A 16,983-nucleotide genomic window follows, 5' to 3' on the forward strand; every position below is an offset into this window, starting at 1 on the left:
CTAACCTTGGGGACTTCAGGAGGAGGCGGGTTGCGCGGGGCGCGCGCCGTTTCGTTGTTTCGACCACGACCGCAGCCGCTGCCGCCCGCCGCTGCCGAGGGAGGCGTAGGCGACGGCGGCGATGATGATCACGCCCTGCACGGCCGACTCGAGGGCGCCGCTGACGCCGAGGAGGTTCAGCAGCGTGAACAGGGCCTCCAGGGACAGCGCGCCGGCGGCGGCCGCGACCACCGAGCCGCGTCCGCCGCCGAGGAGGACGCCGCCCAGTACGACGGCGGTGATCGCCCGGAACTCCAGGCCGTTGCCGACCTGCGCCGAGACGCCGGCGAACCCGCCGAGCAGGATCGCGGCGACCGCGGCGAGCACTCCGGAGAGGACGAACGCGAGCAGCCGGAGCCGGTCGACCTGGCCTCCGGACAGTCGTACGGTGGCCTCGTTGTCGCCGACCGCGACCAGCGCCCGGCCGGTGCCGGCGCGCATGAACAGCGCCGCGGCCACCAGGATCGCCAGCAGGATGAGCACTGACCAGGGGACGTCGCCGAGCAGCGGGACGTCCACGGAGCCGCGTCCGAACGTCCGGAATCCGGTGGAGAGCGCGCCGCGTGGGGCGCCGCCGGTCCACAGGAAGATCGCGCCGTTGAGCACGAGCAGCATGCCGAGCGTGACGATGAACGACGGCACCAGGAGCTTCGTCGTGACCAGCCCGTTGACCAGTCCGACCAGCAGGCCGAACCCGAGCACGAGCAGGATCACGCGCGCCGTTGCGGACTCACTTCCGTTGATGAGCCGGGCGGCGATGACCACCCCGGCGGTCACCAGTGCGCCGACCGACAGGTCGAACCCGCCGGAGACGATGACGAAGTACTGCCCGATCGCGAGGATCATCAGGGGTGCGGCCCGCTTGAGCAGCGCCAGGTAGCCGGACGGCTCGTGGTAGGCCGGGCCGACGATCGCGAGGCCGACGAGCAGGACGAGCAGGACGACGAGCACCGGCGCGGTGCCCTCGGCCAGGCGGGGACGCCAGGTCATGTCAACCTCCCACGAGCGCGGTTGGCCATCATGCGCCGGGCGTAGAGCGCGACCGCGGTCACGAGTACGACACCGCGCACCACGTCCTTGAAGAACGGGTCGACCTCGAGGTCGTCGAAGATCGTGTCGAGGGTGGCCAGGATGAGAACGCCGCCGATGGTGCCGACGACGCCGCCCCGGCCACCGGCGAGCAGCGTCCCGCCGAGCACGACGGCGGCGATCGACTCCAGGTCGTACCCGGCGTCGGTGCCGACGTACGGGGCGCCCGAGCCGAGTCGGCTGGCGAGGTAGATCCCGGTGAGGCCGGCGGCGACCGAGCACAGCACGTGCGCGGTGACGATGACCCGACGGGCCGGTACCCCGGACAGCCGGGCGACCTCGATGTCGCCACCGACGGCGTACATGTGGTAGCCGGGGCGGGTCCGCGACAGGTACCACCAGGTGAGTGCGGCGACGGCCAGCATGAGTAGCGCCGCGACCGGCACCGGGCCGATCCGGTCGTAGCCGAGGTGCTGGAAGCCGCGCGGTACGTCGCCGGTCGGGCCGGTGTAGGTGTCCTCGAGGTAGCCACGCAGGATCAGCGCCATGCCGAGCGTCGCGATGAAGGCGTTGGCCTTGAGGACGGTGATGACCAGCCCGTTGACCAGGCCGACCCCGGCGGCCACGGCGAGCGCGAGCAGCACGCCGGGCACGACCATGCCGTCCCGCCCGGCCATCGTCCCGGCCGCGATCAGTGAGGTGAGGCCGACCAGGTAGGCGACGGAGAGGTCGAGGGATCCGGTGAGGATCACCATCGTCTGTCCTATCGCGACGAGACCGAGCGCGGTGGCGCGGGTAAGGATGTTGAGGATGCCGGCCTGGTCGAGCAGGACCTCGCCGCGCAGCCCGACCAGGACGCTGCCGACGACGAGCAGGGCGACGAGTGCGAGGTAGACGATGGCGACCGGGGTGAGCCGCCGGAGCGATGCCGGCCGCGCGGCCGTCCGCTTGACCGCCAGGGTGTTCTCCTGAAGGGTGCTCATGCCGCCTCCTCACCGATCCCCTGCCCGGTGGCCAGCGCCATCACAGCCTCCTCACTGGTGCCGGCGGGCAGCTCACCGGCGAGCGCACCGTCGTGCATGACGAGGATCCGGTCACTCAGCCCGATCAGCTCGGGGAGCTCGGAGGAGATCATCAGCACCGCCACGCCGCGCCGCGCGAGATCACGCAGCAGCACGTGCACGGCCCGCTTCGCGCCGACGTCGATGCCGCGCGTCGGTTCGTCAACCACCAGCACCCGCGGCTCGATCGCCAGCCATTTGGCGAGTACGACCTTTTGCTGGTTGCCGCCGGACAGGAACCGGACCTCCTGGTGCTCGCCACGGGACACCACGGCGACCAGGTCGAGCAACGCCTGCACGTCGGCGCTCGCGCGGGAGCGTGCGCCGCGCAGCGCGGCGCGGCGCACCAGCAACATGTTGTCGCGTACGGACTGGCGGAGCGCCAACCCGTCGCCCTTGCGGTCCTCGGTGACCAGCGCGATCCCGAGGCGTACGGCGGTGCGGGGTCGGTTCACCCGCTGCGCCTGCCCGTCCACCTCCACCTTGCCGCGGGTGAACGGTTCGACGCCGAACACCGCGCGTGCGACGGCCGAACGGCCAGACCCCTGCAGCCCGGCCAGCCCGACGATCTCCCCGGCGCGTACCTCGAGGTTCACGTCGCGGAGGCGGGCGTTGCCGGCACCGCGCAAGGCGAGGCGGACCGGCCCGAGGTCGTCGGGGGCCGCCCGGTCCGGGTAGTACTCGCCGAGTTCGCGGCCTACCATGTGCCGGACCAGGTCTTCCGAGGTCAGCTCGCTGGTCGGGGCGCAGGTGACGAGCCCGCCGTCTTTGAGCACGGTGATCCGGTCGGAGAGGTCGAACACCTCGCGCATCCGGTGCGAGACGTAGAGGATCGCGATGCCCCGCTCGCGCAGCCGGTGGACCAGGTCGTAGAGCAGTTCGACCTCGTGATCGGCGAGCGCGGCGGTCGGCTCGTCCATGCCCAGCACCCGAGCGTCGGTCGACAGCGCCTTGACGATCTCCACGACCTGCTGCTGGGCGACCGACAGTGATGCCACGGTGTCGGTCGGATCGATGCCGTCTTCGCCGAGCCAGTCCAGCAGCTTTCTGGTGTCGGCCACCATGCGCCGCCGGTCGACCTGCATCCGCCGCACGGGCTCGCGGCCGAGGTAGACGTTCTCGGCGACGCTGCGGTGCGGCAGGAGGGTGAATTCCTGATGGATGATCGCGATGCCGGCCCGCTGCGCGTCGGTGGGGCTGGCGAAGGAGGTCTCGACGCCGTCGACCTCGACGGTGCCGCTGTCCGGTCGGTGCACCCCGGCCAGCACCTTGAGCAGTGTGGACTTGCCCGCGCCGTTCTCGCCCATCACCGCGTGTACCTCGCCGCCCCGCAGTTCCAGGTCGACGCCGTGCAGCACCGGCACGCCGAGGAAAGACTTGTTGATGCCGCTCAGTCGTACGCTCGTCGTTGTGCCGGGCGTCATGCCGGCACCTCGGTCCACGCGCCGTCCGCCGCCGCCGACGCCAGCACCGTCTCGGTGAGTCGGACGGCCCGCAGGCCGTCCGCGAACGTGGGCAACCCGTCCGGGACGTCCTCGCCGCGCACCGCCCGGTAGGTGTCGGCGACGAACGCGTCGAAGCAGTCCTGGTAGCCCTGCGCGTGTCCGGCGGGCAGCCGGACATAGCGCGCCGCGGAGGGATGCAGGCTTTCCGGGTCACGCAGCAGTGTCTGGCCGCCCTCGCGCCGGCCGATCCACAGCCGCTCCGGGTCCTCCTGGTCGAATCCGAAGCTCGCCTCGGTGCCGGAGAGCTCCAGGTGCAGCCGGTTCTTGCGGCCCGCGGCGACCTGCGACACCACCAGCGTGCCAACCATCCCGGCGGCCGTGGTGAAGTGCACGGCCGCCAGGTCCTCGGTGGGCTCGCTGTTTGCGCGGACGCGCTCGTGCACGACCGCGGTGCGCGCGGACAGCCGGGCGATCCGGTCGCCCGTGACGAACTCGAACAGGTCGCACCAGTGCGAGCCGATGTCGGCGAACGCCCGTGACGGCCCGCCGAGCGCGGCGTCGACCCGCCAGTCGTCGTCGGACGGGCGGGACAGCCAGTCCTGTAGGTAGCCACCGGTCACGCTGGCGACGATGCCCGCCTCGCCCGCGGCCAGCCGCGCTCGCAATTCGCGCACCATCGGGTGGAAGCGGTAGACGAACGGCACCGTGGTGACCCGGTCGCCGGCCGCCTGCACCAGTGCCCTGGCCTCGGCGCTGCCCGTGGCGAGCGGCTTCTCGCAGATGATGTGCACGCCGGCGGCGAGCGCGGCGGCGGTGACGGGGGCGTGTAACGCGTTGGGTGTGCACACGTGCAGCACGTCGATATCGGCGTCGTCGAGCAGGGCCGCCAGGTCCGGGTAGCCCTCGTCCGCGCCGACGGCGCGCGCCGCGGCGGCGGCTCCCTCGGGGCGTGATGCCACCGCGGCCACGACGGTCGCCCCCGCGCGCCGGGCGGCCTCCGCGTGCACCCGTCCCATGAACCCCGCGCCCACAACCGCCACACGCAGGGTGCGCTGCTCGGACTCGAGCCCACCAGACGTCTTTATGACATCGGCCACAGACATGCGGCGACGATAGCGCCGACTTATGGCGGACGTCAATCAAAAGTCTCGCCCCGGTCGCCGATACCGCGATGATCAACACCTCAAACCCTCACCTCCGCCAACGAAACCCGGAGGCTTCGCTTTAATTGAGGTATGAACCAAGGGCAAACCACCGTCCCGGCGTCGCCCGGCGAGCTGCTACGGCTGCTGCGCGACGGACAGGCGCGCACCCGTGCCGAACTGGCGACCGAAACCGGGCTGGCCCGGTCCACCGTGCGCCTGCGCCTCGACGCGCTCATGGACGCCGGGCTGGTGACGGACTGGGGCAACGACGCCGTCACCGGCGGCCGGCCCGCAAGCAGGTTCGTGTTCAACGCCCGCGCCCGACTGGTGCTGGCGGCCGACGTCGGGGCCACCCACGCCACCGTCGCCATCGCCGATCTCACCGGTGAGCCGCTGGCCATCGAGGAGCTCACACTGGACATCGCCGACGGTCCCGACGCGGTGCTCGGCCTGCTCATCGACACCTGGCGCCGGATGCGCGCCGACCACGACGCCACCGCCCCCGTCGCCGGCGTCGGCATCGGGCTGCCCGGCCCGGTCGAGCACTCGACCGGCAAGCCGAACCACCCGCCGATCATGCCGGGCTGGAACGGGTACGACGTACCCGCCCGGATCGCCGCCGACTTCGCCGTGCCGGTGCTGGTGGACAACGAGGTCAACCTGATGGCGCTCGGTGAGCATGTCCGCTGCTTCCCGGCCGAGGCGCACATGATCTTCGTCAAGGTCGCCACCGGCATCGGCTCCGGCCTCATCAGCAACGGCCGACTGCACCGAGGCGACGTCGGCGCGGCCGGCGATCTCGGGCACATCCTGGCCCCACACGCGGGCGACGTGGCCTGCCGCTGCGGCAACACCGGGTGTCTGGAGGCCGTGGCCAGCGGTCCCGCCATCGCCGCGAAGCTCCGCGCCGCCGGCCTCAACGCGATGACCAACGCCGATGTCGTGGCACATGTGCAGGCCGGCAGCCCGATCGCCGGTCAAGCCGTACGCCAGGCCGGCCGGGACATCGGCGAAGTCCTGGCCGCCTGCGTCAGCCTGTTCAACCCATCACTGATCGTGATAGGCGGGGCACTCGCCCAGGCCGGCGAGATGCTCCTGGCGGGGGTGCGGGAGTCGATCTACCGACGTTCCCTGCCGCTGGCCACCGAGCGTCTGCGCATCGTCACCTCACAGGCCGGCGCGAACGCCGGTGTCGTCGGCGCGGCGTCGATGGTCGTCCAGCACGCCCTCTCCCCCACCGTGCTCGACCGCGAGCTGGCGTGACCGTCGGCGAGCCAGCCCAAGCCTGCATTGAGCCGGTTTAGGCGCACTCCACGGTCGCTTGGCGTACCCGCTGCGCCACGATCACCATGTCCAGGTATCGGGTGACGGCTGGCCCGACAGGGTGCCACCGGCTCCGCGCAGATGCCGGTGGAGGAGGGCGGTCACGTACGCCCGGACGGTCGCCACGCTGCGGGCCGCGTCGATAGACACGGCTGCGTGACAACTCCCGCCGACTTCCGTGACCTCGGCGGATCGCACCTTCGACGGTAACCGGTTACAGTCCTCGAACCGGATCAACCACGACCGTCAGGAGGTACCCGGTGACGAACGCCAGCGGACCCGAGCCGTCCGACGCCCGGACCGATTGGGAAGCCCGCATCGCCCGCCGCAGCGACGAAGACGGCACGGCCGCGCTACCCGACCTGCCACCGCCGGCCGGGCTGACCGCCACCCCCGGCCACGGACACGTCCGCCTCTCCTGGCAGCCCGTCGACGGCGCGGTCGGCTACCTGGTGCATCGTGCAACGCTGGACGGCGACCGGGTGTCTGGGCCGTTCACCCCGGTGGACCACCTCGGCGGAGATGTGCTCTCCGTTCCCGACACCTGGTACGTCGACACCACCGGCACCCCCGGCGAACGGTACGGGTACGCCGTGGCCGCCGTACCCGAGGTGACCGTGACCGGCGCACTGAGCGACCCGGTCCCGGCTACCGCCCTGCCGGCCGCCGGTGATCCGCCCACCGTCACGCTGCACCTCGACCCGGAAGCCGCGGGCACCGACCTGCACCGGCCCTGGCAGCCGATGATCGGCAGCGAGCGGCTGTCCCAACTGCTCTGCCGGGACCGCTCCGGCGGCCGGGAGATCGGCACCGAGCTGCTGGCCGCGCTCCGCCGGGTACGCGACGAGATCGGCGTGACCACCGTGCGGGCGCACTCGATCCTGCATGACGACCTCGGCGTCTACCGCGAGGTCGACGGCGAGCCGGTGTACGACTTCAGCCGGGTGGACCGGGTTTACGACCTGCTCCTGGGCATCGGAATGACGCCGGTGGTGGAGATCGGGTTCATGCCCCGCGCCCTGGCCAGCGACCCGGAACGGACGGTCTTCGAATACCGGGGCATCATTTCCCCGCCCCGCGACTGGGACCGATGGTCCGGCCTGGTCCGGGCGCTGGTGGCCCACCTGCTGGGCCGGTACGGCGAGCAGGTGCTCGGTTGGGACTTCGAGGTGTGGAACGAGGCCAACCTGGAGGTCTTCTGGTCCGGCAGCCGGGAGGAGTGGTTGCGGCTGTACGACGTGACCGCCCGCGCCGTCAAAGACGTCGACCCGCGCATCCCGGTCGGGGGCCCGTCCTCGGCGGCCGCCGGCTGGGTGGACGCGCTGCTGGAGCACGCCGTCCGATCCGGGGCGCCGGTCGACTTCATCTCCACCCACACGTACGGCAGCCCGCCCCTGGACCTGCGGCCCACGCTGGCCCGCTTCGGCTTCCCGGACGCGCGGATCCTGTGGACCGAGTGGGGCGTCACCCCCACCCACTTCCACCCGGTCAACGACGGCACCTCGGCTGCCACGTTCCTGCTCACCGGCATGCGGTCAGCCGCCGGCAGGGTCGACGCACTGTCCTACTGGGTAGCCAGCGACCATTTCGAGGAACTCGGCCGACCGCCGAGGCTGCTACATGGTGGGTTCGGATTGCTCACCGTTGGCGGCATCGCCAAGCCGCGGTACCACGCGCTGCGCATGCTCGCCCAGCTGGGTGAGACCGAATTGCCGGTGCGGGCTGTCGGCGACGGCGCCGACGGCCTGGTGCAGGCCTGGGCCAGTCGGCGCGCGGACGGGAGCCTCGCCGTCCTGGTCTGGGTGTCCACCCTCGACCAGAGCAAGCGGGACGGGGATCCGGCGCTGGCCCGGCGGATCAGGCTGGTCATCGACCATGCCGCCGGGCGGCCGGCGCTCGTCACCCGGCTGGACCGGGAGCACGGCGACATCACCACCCTCGCGGACCGGCTGGGCGTCGCCGACTGGCCGACCGACGAGCAGTGGGCGGCCGTACGCGCCGCTGACCAGCTCACGGCGGAGAAGGTGCAGCCGGACGTTGAGGACGGGGCCGCGGTGATCGAGTTGGTCCTGCCGCAACCCGGCGCGGTGCTGGTCGAGGTCTCCGGGGCTTGAGGGGGCCCGCCCCGTCCCATCAATGCCTTGTCTCCTGCGCGACCGTGGCCTGCTCAGGGAGCCGGGAGGCAAGATTCTGGCGGCGTCGCCGTCGACGACCCAGCCGTTGACGGGTACGGCCGTGCGGTTCTGGGGGCTCGTGCGGTCTCTCGCCAGATCGCGCTTCGGGAAGTAGGCCCTCAGCTGTTGCTGAGGGCCTACTTCCCCGATCAAGGGGGACCGGGGCCCGTGCCTGACCGAACGACGCACGCCCTCATGGCACGATCCACGGGTTGGACAGGTACCTACACCTGCGCCACGATGTCACCCAGCGTCACGAAGCGGCCCCGCGCAGCTGCGGAAGGTTCTGGTTGGCCGGAACGTTGAACGTCTCCTGTGCGATCAGCGGGCGAATCCGGCGTTCGAACTCCGGCGAGACGAACGCGCGGCGGACAAGGTCGTTGGCGAGCTCGTTGCCGAGCGCCCCCATGATCATGGCTTGGTCGAGCGAGAGGTGGCGCTTGGCCACGGTGCCGCTGCCGACCGCGATCGCGTCGTAGAAGCCGCCGGGGCCGTACGAATCGAAGTTGGCCCTGAGCCGGGCGAGGTTGTCGACGACCGCTCCCTTGGCGTACGGGAGAGCGAGGAACGCCGCGTGCGGGGTCACCACGCCGTCGCCGTAGTCGGGGTCCGGGCCGGCCGAACGGCAGTCGCCGAACCCGGCGTCGTACTTCGAGCGCTCCATATCGGACGGGTAGCCGTCGGTGTCCATGCCCATCGCGTCGACGCCCCAGGCCAGGTAACCGCCGGCCGGGTCGCTGGCTGGGGAGAAGCCCCAGTAACCGTACCCGGCGTCATTCATCCCGTGCTCGATCTGGCCGGCGACCGTCGCGGGATGGTTGCGGCCCCAACTGTTGGGTGCCCACCGTGCTTCGGGCACGAACAGGTCGGGCATCAGCGCCTCGAACATGTCGCCGCCCCAGCTGGGTACGAACTGGATGCCGCGGTACTGGTACGCGCCCTCGTACACGGGAACGCCCTCGTAGGAGGTGTTGAAGCCGACGGGCTGCATCTCGTGCCAGCTCCAGTCGCAGGTGGCCGGCAGGGTGCGCATGGTGTTGTAGTAGGCCTTTGGCGGGATCTGACCCATCGCGATGCCGAGGTACGTCGCTATGCGCGGTTCGGTGACCGTGATGTCGTAGTGGTTGCAGGTGAACCAGACGCCGTCGCGCTGCTGAGAGCACCCGGGGGGTGGCGCGTCCCAGAAGCCGCCGGCGATCAGGCCGCTGGCCCCGAACGGGGTCGCCGCCGTGGGGTTGTAGTAGAAGCCGAAGTTCATCTTTCGCAGGATCGCGTCGGCCTTGCCGCGCAGCTCTGGCACGGCGCCCTTGACCACGTTGAGCGCGGCCGCGAGCCAGCCGTTGTCCACGCTGGACAGGAACGGGTACACGGTGTTGCCGTTGTCGGGCCAGACCGTGACGACCGAGCCGTCCCGCGGGTCGTACCAGTTGTAGTACATGCCCGACGCGGTGTGGTGCTTGAGCCGGGCGAGCGTGTCGAGGGTCTTGGCGATCCGTTCGCGGGCTTCCGGACGCGAGATGATGCCGAGCTTGCTGGCGACCACGGCCGACCACAGGTAGCCGCCGATGTTGGTCGGCGATGTGTAGGTGGCACGGCCGCCGGCGGCCAGATCACCGGTGATGTTGTCGGCGACGAGGCCGGTGCCGGGGTCGGTCATGGCAGCCATCGACCGCCACGTGTCCTTGGCGTAACCGAGCAGTGCCCGGTCGGCGCCGCGCTCGTCGGGTGCCGCGACGGCGGCCGAGCCGCCTGTCAGCACGAGTGCCAGCGCGAGGAGTGGTGCGAGAAGGCGTCGCATGGGTCTCCTTGTCTGGTTCCGGGGATGGATTACTTGATTCCCGTGGTCGCGATGCCGCGCAGGAAGTGCCGCTGGAGGAGCACGAACACGACGAGGACCGGGAGCACGACCACGACCGCGCCGGCGAGGAGCAGGCCGTAGTTGCGTTCGTTCTCGCCGACGCTGTAGAGCGCGAGGGCGACCGGCAACGTGTACTTGTCCTCCGTGGTGGCGACCACGAGGGGCCACAGGAAGTTGTTCCAGGATGCGAGGAACGTGAGGATCCCGAGGGCGGCCAGGGCCGGCCGGCACAAGGGCAGCACCACCCGCCAGAAGATGCGGAACTCGCCGGCGCCGTCGACCCGGGCCGCCTCGATGAGCTCGTCGGGGATCGACTGGAGGAACTGCCGCATGAGGAAGACACCGAACGGCCCGACGAGGAACGGCAGGATCAGACCGGCGTACGTGTTGGTCAGGCCCATGTTGCTGACCAGCACGAACTGCGGGACGAACGTCACCATGCCGGGCACCATGAGCATGCCGAGCACGGCTAGGAGGAGCGCCCGCTTGCCGGGGTAGCGCAGCTTGGCCAGCGCATACCCGACGAGCGAGCAGAACAGCAGGTTGCCGACCATGACCAGGGCCGCGACCAGGGCCGAGTTGAAGAAGTAGAGCGGAAAGTCGAGCCGGGAGAACAACCCGCGGAAGTTGTCGAGCGTGACCGTCTCGGGCCACCATGTCGGCGGCACGTCGCGGATCTCCCGCTCCGGCTTGAGTGACGAGATCGCCATCCAGACGAATGGCCCGGCCACCGCGAGCAGCCCGAGGGCCAGGACAACGTAGAGCACGATCTTGGCGACCCGGTCACGGGTGCGCAGGGCGGTGTTCATCGTGGCCATCGTCAGTTCCTCTCCCCCAGCAGGCGGAACTGCACGAACGACAGCGCCACGATCGCGAGGAAGAGCACGTAGCTGGCAGCGGCGGCATAGCCGTAGTTGCCGAAGCCGAACTGGTTGTAGATGTGGAACGAGACCGACAGCGTCGAGGACAGCGGGCCGCCCTGCGTCATGACGAGCGGCTCCTCGAAGAACTGGAGATAGCCGATGCCGGTGACCACCCCGCCGAACAGCAGCGTCGGCCGGAGCATCGGCAGGGTGACGTTGCGGAACTGCTGCCACCGCGTCGAGCCGTCGAGCGTCGCCGCCTCGTAGAGGTCGGCCGGCACCGCCTGGAGTCCGGCCAGGAAGATCACCATCAGGAAGCCGAAGTTGCGCCACGCCGCCATGACGATCAGCGACGGCAGCGCGAGCTTGGTGTCGTACAGCCAGTTCGGCCCGTCGATCCCGACCAGTCGCAACAGGTTGTTGACCAGCCCGACCTCGGGGTCGAGCAGGAAGCGCCAGACCACCGAGATCGCCACGATGCTGGCCACGACCGGCAGGTAGAAACCGACCCGGAACAGCGCGCGGAAGCGTACGAGCCCGGAGTTGAGCGCCGTCGCTGCGGCCAGCGCCAGCACCATCGTCAGCGGCACCCCGACGACGACGAAGCCCAGCGTGTTGACCAACGAGCGCAGGAACAGGTCGTCGGAGAACAGACGGGTGTAGTTGTCGAGGCCGACGACGTTGACGGCGAGCGGGTTGCGCAGGTCGGTGGAGCGCAGGTCGGTGAAGCTCATGACCAGCGACGCCACCACCGGCAGCGCCATGAACACTGCGAACAGCACGGTGAAGGGCGCGGAGAAGGCCCAGCCGGTCAGCGCCCGCCGCAGACGCTGTCGCCGCCGGACCGACCCGGCGGGCCGGTCGGGGCTGGTCGCCCCGACCGGTCGCGCCGGTGCCGTCGCCGCGGACGCGCCGGTCATGTCAGCTGCCGGTTCCGATGGCGCTCGCCTTCTCCTGTATCGCCTTCGCGGTCGCGGCCGGGTCAGCGTTCTGCTTGCACAGCTTCTCGACCTCGAGGTCGAAAGCGGCCGCGATCTGCTCCCAGGTCGGGATCGACGGCGGTGCCTTCGCACTCTTGAGCTGCTGGCCGAACGCGGCCAGGAACGTGTCGCCGGTGAGCGTCGAGTCGGTCCAGGCCGACTGGACGGCGGGCAGGTCCTTGACCGCCTGGTACCACTTGACCTGCACCTCGGGCTTGCTCAGCCACTGCACGAACTTCCAGCCGCCGTCACGGTTCTTGGCGTCCTTGAAGACCGCGAGGTTGCTGCCGCCGATGAACGAGGTCGACGCCTTCTTCGTCGGCATCTGCGCGACCGCGTACTTGTCCTTGAAGCCGGCGCCGCCCTGCTCCTCGACGATGCCCATGTGCCACGGGCCGGAGATGAACGCACCGATCTCACCGTTGACGAAGCCGGGCTCGAGCGAGCCCTCCGGCAGCGCGGTCGGGGACAGGCCCTCCTTGAAGAAGGACTGGTAGTAGCCGAGCGCCTCGGTCATCTCCGGGGTGTCGAAGCTCAGCTTGTCTGCGCTGGCCACGTCGGCGCCGTTGGACCAGGCGAACGGCAGGACCGACTGCCAACTGCCGGTCTTGCCGGGCTGGAGGTTGAGGCCCCACTTGGCGCCGGCCTTCTCCTTCATGCCCTTGGCCATGGCCTTGAGGTCGTCCCACGTCTTTGGGCCGTCCGGGAACCCGGCCTTGGCGGCCAGGTCCTTGCGGTAGTAGATCAGCCGGGTCTCGACATACCACGGGACGCCGTACGGGGTGCTGTCGACGATCGTGGTGTCCCAGGCGCCGGGGAAGAAGTCGTCTTTCTTGATCAGATCCGGCGGGGTCGGGTCGAGCGCGCCGGTCTTGGCGAACTCGCCCTGCCAGGTGGTACCGATCATCGACACGTCCGGCGTCTGCTTCGCGGCGATGGCGCTCGCGATCTTCTGGTGCGCCGCGTCCCAGGGCACCGCCGTCACCGAGACCTTGGCGTCGGGGTTCTCGGTGGAGAACTCCTTCGCGAACTCGGCAAGCTTCTCGCCTTCGGTGCCCATCGCCCAGACGGTGATGTCCCCGCTCGCCTTGCCTGCGCCGACGGACTTCGCCTCTTCCTGGCCGCCGCCGGAGTCACGGCCACAACCGACCAACGCGACCGACGCGGCCAGAACGACCCCAGCCGCGGCGGCTAACCGCCTGCTTCTCATGTCGTACCTCCAGGGGTTGGTGGTTTTCCAGGGTGTGAGCTATTCACCTGCCGGTACCTCCGGTCGGGGCGCCGGGCAGCCGCAACTGCGGCGCAGGACGAGTTCGGTGGGCAGCACGAGACTGCCCGCAGAGGTGTCGCCGGGCTGGCTGGCGGCACGCAGGATCAGCCGGGCCGCCTCGGCGGCGAGCTCGCGGACGGGTTGCCGGACCGTGGTCAGGGCGGGGGTGACGAGGGCGGCGGCCGGCATGTCGTCGAAGCCGGTGAGGATCAGGTCCTGCGGCACCTGCAGGCCCCGGCCGAGGGCACCGACCAGCACACCGAGAGCGGTCTCGTCGTTGGCGCAGACCACCCCCGCGGGCCGGCGCCTGCCGCCGCCCAGCAACTGGTCGGCGGCGAGCACCCCGTCGGCCTGCTGCATACTGACCGCGACCGGCTCGGCGGGCGGCTCGATGCCGAGGTCGCGGTGCGCCCGCCGGAAGGCGGCCCAGCGTTCACTGACGTCAGGCGAACCCGCCGGGTTCCCGACGAAGACCAGATCGCGCAGGTCGTGGTCGGCGAGCAGGTGCCGGGTGAGCGCCAGCATGCTGCCGGCGTTGTCGGCGCGTACCGAGGGGATGTCGCCGGGACCCTCGCCGGCGACCACCACCACGGGGACCATCTTGGCGAGCCGGAGCAGCGTCTCGTCGGAGATGGTGCCGCCCATGACGGCGATACCGTCCACCCGGCGGCCCATCTCCAGCACCTGGTCGTCGGAGTCGGAGCGCAGGTGCGTGCAGAGGATGTGCACGCTGGCCCGGGATGGCACCGCCTCAGACTCGAAGCCCTGGATCAGTTCGGTGAAGTAGGGGCCGGACAGGCCGGGGAAGACCAGGCCGAGAGCGCCGTGCCGGCCTGCGGCCAGGGCCCGACCGAGGTGGTCGGGGCGATATCCGTGCTTCTCGATCGCGTTCAGCACCCGGCGGCGCATCTCCTCGGAGACCTGGCCGGTGCCGTTGGAGACCCGGGAGACGGTGGCCACGGAGACGCCGGCGAGCTTCGCGATCTCGCGAACCGTCATGCGGCTGTTGCTCATCGCTCCCTCGATCCGTAACGTTCAGCTGACAGAAACCGGTTTCAGCCGACCATAGGCAGCCGAGACGAAGTTCACAAGTCTCTGATCCACAATCTCCCGGGTGAGGAGCTCTGCCCATATGACAGAAGTGCTGCTCCGGGATCGGAGGATCCTCGTCGACGGCCGGCCCGAGCTGCTGCTCGCCGGTGAGGTGCACTACTTCCGCCTCGCCCGGGCCGACTGGGCAGACCGGCTCGACCGGCTCCGCGACTGCGGCGGCGACACCGTCGCCACCTACGTGCCGTGGCTGTGGCACGAACTCCCCGACGGCTCGGCCGACCTGACCGGGCGTACCCACGAGCAGCGCGACCTGACCGGCTTCCTCGACCTCGCGCACCAGCACGGGCTGCGGGCCGTGGTCCGCCCCGGCCCGTTCGTCATGGCCGAGCTCAAGAACGAGGGCATCCCCCACCGGGTGTACGACGAGCATCCCCATCTGCTCCCCACCACCTGGGACGGCGCGCCGATCAGCACCCGCGCCATCGACTACCTCGCGCCCGAGTTCCTCGCCGCGGCTGACGGCTGGTACGCCTAGGTGATGCCGCTGGTCGCGGAGCGGCTCGCGCCGCGCGGCGACCCCGTGGTGGCGGTCCAACTGGACAACGAGATCGGGACGCTGTCCTGGGTGACCAACTCCCCCGACCTCACCGATGGCCTCTGCGCCGACCTGGCACGATGGGCCGTCGAGCGGTACGGCAAGGACACCGCCGCGGCGCGGATCGGCGCCGACCCAGCCGATCCGGCGGCGTGGTCTGCCGCGCTGCGTACCCCGGTCGAGGAACGCTCGCTGGCGCTGCACGACGACCTCGGGCGCTACATGCGGGACCGCTACCGCCGGTACGCGACGGCCCCGGCTCCAGCACGACGCAAGCGAACCCGGGCTGCTGCTCACCTCAACCGTGGACCGATCCGGCCAACGGCTGCTTCACGCTGCTCCGGCCGACCCAGGCCGAGGATGTCGCCGTGTTCACCACCGAGAGATCCGTACGCGCCGACCGGGGCGAGGTGACCGTGGCCGACGGTCAGACCACCCTGACCGTCCGGGCCCCGGATGGCGAACCGGTCCGGGTCAGCATCGGCTGATCCTGCGGACATGCCCCGGCCGGCGCTTCAAAGAATGATCGTCCTCCCGACGACTCCCGCCACCACAAGCACGCCAAGCACGAGTAGCGCGACGATCGCCGTGACAGCGGACAGCGTCCACCACCTCCGTGCCCGGCCCGCACCCAGGCCGATCCAGCCGAGCACACCGAAGGCCAACCCTTCCACCAGGAACCACGGCTCGTTGAAGAACAAGTCCTGCAGATCAGCAACCCGATGATTCACCGATGCCCACATCGGCGGATAGTCGATGTCCACCGTCCCGGTCAGGCTGAGCACCCGCTGGGTCATGGCGACGAGCGCGTGCATGCAGCAGCCCACCGCAACCACCCAGCACAGAGCCAACAGCATCCGGCGCGGCCAACGACGCGGCCACAAGGGCAGTATGGCGACGGGCAGGACGGCGGCGACACCAATGATGACGGCGCCGACCAGGTTGACGAGCCGGAACTCAGCTTGCGAGCCCTCCCGGATCGTTCCCGGCAGGAACGCCGTACCACCGGCCGCGTAGTAGCCGCGGTAGATCGTGTACCACAGAGCCCAGATCCCGGCGGCCACACTTACCCGGACCAGTCGGCGGCGCTCAGCATCCCCCGCCACCACCGCCACCTCCCGTCGTTCGACGGCGGTCATCACCCCGTTGTTCGCCACACCTTGATCATGCCCGAGGCCCACGGCCGCGCCCATGTCGGTATGCATCCGTCGAGTCGCTGAGGCGGCCCGCACCCGCGGACCAGCGAAATCCACGGCGTACGTTACGAACGCCAACCGACGAACCTGACCGGGTTGCGCTGCTATGACGCTGTGGAGTCTTCCTCATCGGCGTCACACCGTGGCCGGTGCGTCAGGCCGTGTCGGCCATCCATTGCTCGAGCAGCGTGGGATCGGCAATGGCGGACTCGACCTGACGACGCTCCTCGTTGGTCAGGCTGAGTTGCCGGAGCCTGGTGCCCCACTCCGGTACCCGATCCGACTCTTCCAGTGCCGTCGACAGCTCGATGAGCACGGCCAGCGCCACTGCCTGCTGCACGGGCGGCGCGCTGTCGCCGTGGCGGCGTAGTCCCGAGTTCAAGGCTCGGAAGGCGGCCCGGTCGTCGTTCTTGAACTCGCGCAGGATCCGTGCGTTGTCCAGAACCCTTGCCAGCCCTTGCAGCTGCGTGGAGCCGCCGTAATCCAACTCCGTCGGCTCATCCCGCTGGATGAAGATGATCGAGTTTCCCGACGGGTCCGTGACGGTGAACCGTGAGGCGCCGGGCCGGTACCGCGTTATCCGAGGTAGCCCTTTGGCAAGCACCTTTCCGTACGTGCGGCGCATCGCGTCGATGAACGCTGCGTGATACGGCGCGACCGCATCGACCATTACCAGGCACCCGCCGGTGTTCTCCGACGGGTCCAGGTTGCTGGACGCGCGCCCGTAGTGCAGCTCGAATCCGCGCCACCGGAACGCCAGGTACAGGTAGGGCTTCGTCTGTTCGTAGGTCACGGCGAAGCCCAGGGCGCGCCAGAATGCCAGGGTTTCCTCCGGCGCCACACAGGGCAGCATCGGCACGGTCGTCTCGTTGGGCTGGACACCTTCGTCAAACATCGTCAGCACCTCATTTGTTCGACGGGCATTCGACGCAGCAGTCTGCCAAACCCGCGA

The 16,983-nt window shown here is 70.1% G+C and carries 15 protein-coding genes; 4 read left to right on the top strand and 11 right to left on the bottom strand.

Going from position 1 to position 16,983, the window contains the following annotated elements; genetic code table 11:
* Window positions 1–15: 15 nt before the first annotated feature.
* Genes ACIRG9_RS27705 through ACIRG9_RS27720 form a run of 4 tightly spaced genes read right to left on the bottom strand, consistent with a single transcriptional unit; the run spans window position 16 to window position 4,677 of the window.
* Window positions 16–1,029, bottom strand: coding sequence for an ABC transporter permease (locus tag ACIRG9_RS27705; RefSeq protein ID WP_402862012.1), 1,014 nt, complete (start codon window positions 1,027–1,029; stop codon window positions 16–18).
* The gene (locus ACIRG9_RS27710; protein ID WP_402862015.1) at window positions 1,026–2,051 is read right to left on the bottom strand and encodes an ABC transporter permease; all 1,026 of its coding nucleotides are present in this window, start codon (window positions 2,049–2,051) and stop codon (window positions 1,026–1,028) included. The genes ACIRG9_RS27705 and ACIRG9_RS27710 overlap by 4 nt, the downstream gene beginning before the upstream one ends.
* Window positions 2,048–3,553, bottom strand: coding sequence for a sugar ABC transporter ATP-binding protein (locus tag ACIRG9_RS27715; protein WP_402862018.1), 1,506 nt, complete (start codon window positions 3,551–3,553; stop codon window positions 2,048–2,050). The genes ACIRG9_RS27710 and ACIRG9_RS27715 overlap by 4 nt, the downstream gene beginning before the upstream one ends.
* Window positions 3,550–4,677 (bottom strand): Gfo/Idh/MocA family protein, encoded by a 1,128-nt coding sequence (locus ACIRG9_RS27720; protein WP_402862021.1) that lies wholly within the window; start codon window positions 4,675–4,677, stop codon window positions 3,550–3,552. The genes ACIRG9_RS27715 and ACIRG9_RS27720 overlap by 4 nt, the downstream gene beginning before the upstream one ends.
* Window positions 4,678–4,809: 132 nt before the next feature.
* On the opposite strand from ACIRG9_RS27720, the gene ACIRG9_RS27725 reads away from it, so the two are divergent.
* Both ACIRG9_RS27725 and ACIRG9_RS27730 read left to right on the top strand, forming a co-directional pair.
* Complete coding sequence (locus tag ACIRG9_RS27725) at window positions 4,810–5,982, top strand: ROK family protein (protein ID WP_402862024.1); 1,173 nt, start codon at window positions 4,810–4,812, stop codon at window positions 5,980–5,982.
* 320 nt (window positions 5,983–6,302) lie between these two features.
* Window positions 6,303–8,156, top strand: a complete 1,854-nt coding sequence (locus tag ACIRG9_RS27730; protein WP_402862027.1) for a xylan 1,4-beta-xylosidase — start codon at window positions 6,303–6,305, stop codon at window positions 8,154–8,156.
* 313 nt (window positions 8,157–8,469) lie between these two features.
* Here ACIRG9_RS27730 and ACIRG9_RS27735 read toward each other — a convergent pair whose 3' ends face one another.
* From ACIRG9_RS27735 to ACIRG9_RS27755, 5 genes are read right to left on the bottom strand one after another with little or no spacing between them, the layout of a single operon-like run.
* Window positions 8,470–10,014, bottom strand: coding sequence for a glucoamylase family protein (locus tag ACIRG9_RS27735; RefSeq protein ID WP_402862030.1), 1,545 nt, complete (start codon window positions 10,012–10,014; stop codon window positions 8,470–8,472).
* 29 nt (window positions 10,015–10,043) lie between these two features.
* Window positions 10,044–10,892: a carbohydrate ABC transporter permease gene (locus tag ACIRG9_RS27740; RefSeq protein ID WP_402862033.1), complete on the bottom strand. Its 849-nt coding sequence runs from the start codon at window positions 10,890–10,892 to the stop codon at window positions 10,044–10,046.
* 2 nt (window positions 10,893–10,894) lie between these two features.
* Window positions 10,895–11,857 carry a carbohydrate ABC transporter permease gene (locus tag ACIRG9_RS27745; protein ID WP_402862036.1) on the bottom strand — a complete coding sequence of 321 codons (963 nt, stop codon included), beginning with the start codon at window positions 11,855–11,857 and terminating at the stop codon, window positions 10,895–10,897.
* Window position 11,858: 1 nt separating this feature from the next.
* Window positions 11,859–13,127, bottom strand: coding sequence for a sugar ABC transporter substrate-binding protein (locus tag ACIRG9_RS27750; protein ID WP_402862039.1), 1,269 nt, complete (start codon window positions 13,125–13,127; stop codon window positions 11,859–11,861).
* Between the two features lie 39 nt (window positions 13,128–13,166).
* Window positions 13,167–14,201, bottom strand: a complete 1,035-nt coding sequence (locus tag ACIRG9_RS27755; RefSeq protein WP_402862042.1) for a LacI family DNA-binding transcriptional regulator — start codon at window positions 14,199–14,201, stop codon at window positions 13,167–13,169.
* Window positions 14,202–14,319: 118 nt separating this feature from the next.
* Here ACIRG9_RS27755 and ACIRG9_RS27760 point away from each other — a divergent pair, with 118 nt between their 5' ends.
* Both ACIRG9_RS27760 and ACIRG9_RS27765 read left to right on the top strand, forming a co-directional pair.
* A complete protein-coding gene (locus tag ACIRG9_RS27760; RefSeq protein ID WP_402862045.1) occupies window positions 14,320–14,775 on the top strand; it encodes a beta-galactosidase in 456 nt (151 codons plus the stop codon).
* Window positions 14,776–14,778: 3 nt separating this feature from the next.
* Window positions 14,779–15,249, top strand: coding sequence for a hypothetical protein (locus tag ACIRG9_RS27765; protein ID WP_402862048.1), 471 nt, complete (start codon window positions 14,779–14,781; stop codon window positions 15,247–15,249).
* Between the two features lie 101 nt (window positions 15,250–15,350).
* Here ACIRG9_RS27765 and ACIRG9_RS27770 read toward each other — a convergent pair whose 3' ends face one another.
* Both ACIRG9_RS27770 and ACIRG9_RS27775 read right to left on the bottom strand, forming a co-directional pair.
* Complete coding sequence (locus tag ACIRG9_RS27770; protein WP_402862051.1) at window positions 15,351–16,040, bottom strand: hypothetical protein; 690 nt, start codon at window positions 16,038–16,040, stop codon at window positions 15,351–15,353.
* Window positions 16,041–16,185: 145 nt separating this feature from the next.
* A complete protein-coding gene (locus tag ACIRG9_RS27775) occupies window positions 16,186–16,926 on the bottom strand; it encodes a glyoxalase (protein WP_402862054.1) in 741 nt (246 codons plus the stop codon).
* Between the last annotated feature and the right edge of the window lie 57 nt (window positions 16,927–16,983).

The organism is Micromonospora sp. NPDC093277 (genome assembly GCF_044765245.1).
GTDB lineage: Bacteria > Actinomycetota > Actinomycetes > Mycobacteriales > Micromonosporaceae > Micromonospora.

Excerpts from the sequence above, each read along its gene's own strand:
- ACIRG9_RS27710 (WP_402862015.1), bottom strand. The coding sequence starts at position 2,051 with ATGAGCACCCTTCAGGAGAACACCCTGGCGGTCAAGCGGACGGCCGCG.
- ACIRG9_RS27775 (WP_402862054.1), bottom strand. The coding sequence starts at position 16,926 with ATGTTTGACGAAGGTGTCCAGCCCAACGAGACGACCGTGCCGATGCTG.
- ACIRG9_RS27750 (WP_402862039.1), bottom strand. The coding sequence starts at position 13,127 with ATGAGAAGCAGGCGGTTAGCCGCCGCGGCTGGGGTCGTTCTGGCCGCG.
- ACIRG9_RS27725 (WP_402862024.1), top strand. The coding sequence starts at position 4,810 with ATGAACCAAGGGCAAACCACCGTCCCGGCGTCGCCCGGCGAGCTGCTA.
- ACIRG9_RS27760 (WP_402862045.1), top strand. The coding sequence starts at position 14,320 with ATGACAGAAGTGCTGCTCCGGGATCGGAGGATCCTCGTCGACGGCCGG.
- ACIRG9_RS27745 (WP_402862036.1), bottom strand. The coding sequence starts at position 11,857 with ATGACCGGCGCGTCCGCGGCGACGGCACCGGCGCGACCGGTCGGGGCG.
- ACIRG9_RS27735 (WP_402862030.1), bottom strand. The coding sequence starts at position 10,014 with ATGCGACGCCTTCTCGCACCACTCCTCGCGCTGGCACTCGTGCTGACA.
- ACIRG9_RS27715 (WP_402862018.1), bottom strand. The coding sequence starts at position 3,553 with ATGACGCCCGGCACAACGACGAGCGTACGACTGAGCGGCATCAACAAG.
- ACIRG9_RS27765 (WP_402862048.1), top strand. The coding sequence starts at position 14,779 with ATGCCGCTGGTCGCGGAGCGGCTCGCGCCGCGCGGCGACCCCGTGGTG.
- ACIRG9_RS27770 (WP_402862051.1), bottom strand. The coding sequence starts at position 16,040 with ATGCATACCGACATGGGCGCGGCCGTGGGCCTCGGGCATGATCAAGGT.
- ACIRG9_RS27720 (WP_402862021.1), bottom strand. The coding sequence starts at position 4,677 with ATGTCTGTGGCCGATGTCATAAAGACGTCTGGTGGGCTCGAGTCCGAG.
- ACIRG9_RS27755 (WP_402862042.1), bottom strand. The coding sequence starts at position 14,201 with ATGAGCAACAGCCGCATGACGGTTCGCGAGATCGCGAAGCTCGCCGGC.
- ACIRG9_RS27740 (WP_402862033.1), bottom strand. The coding sequence starts at position 10,892 with ATGGCCACGATGAACACCGCCCTGCGCACCCGTGACCGGGTCGCCAAG.
- ACIRG9_RS27705 (WP_402862012.1), bottom strand. The coding sequence starts at position 1,029 with ATGACCTGGCGTCCCCGCCTGGCCGAGGGCACCGCGCCGGTGCTCGTC.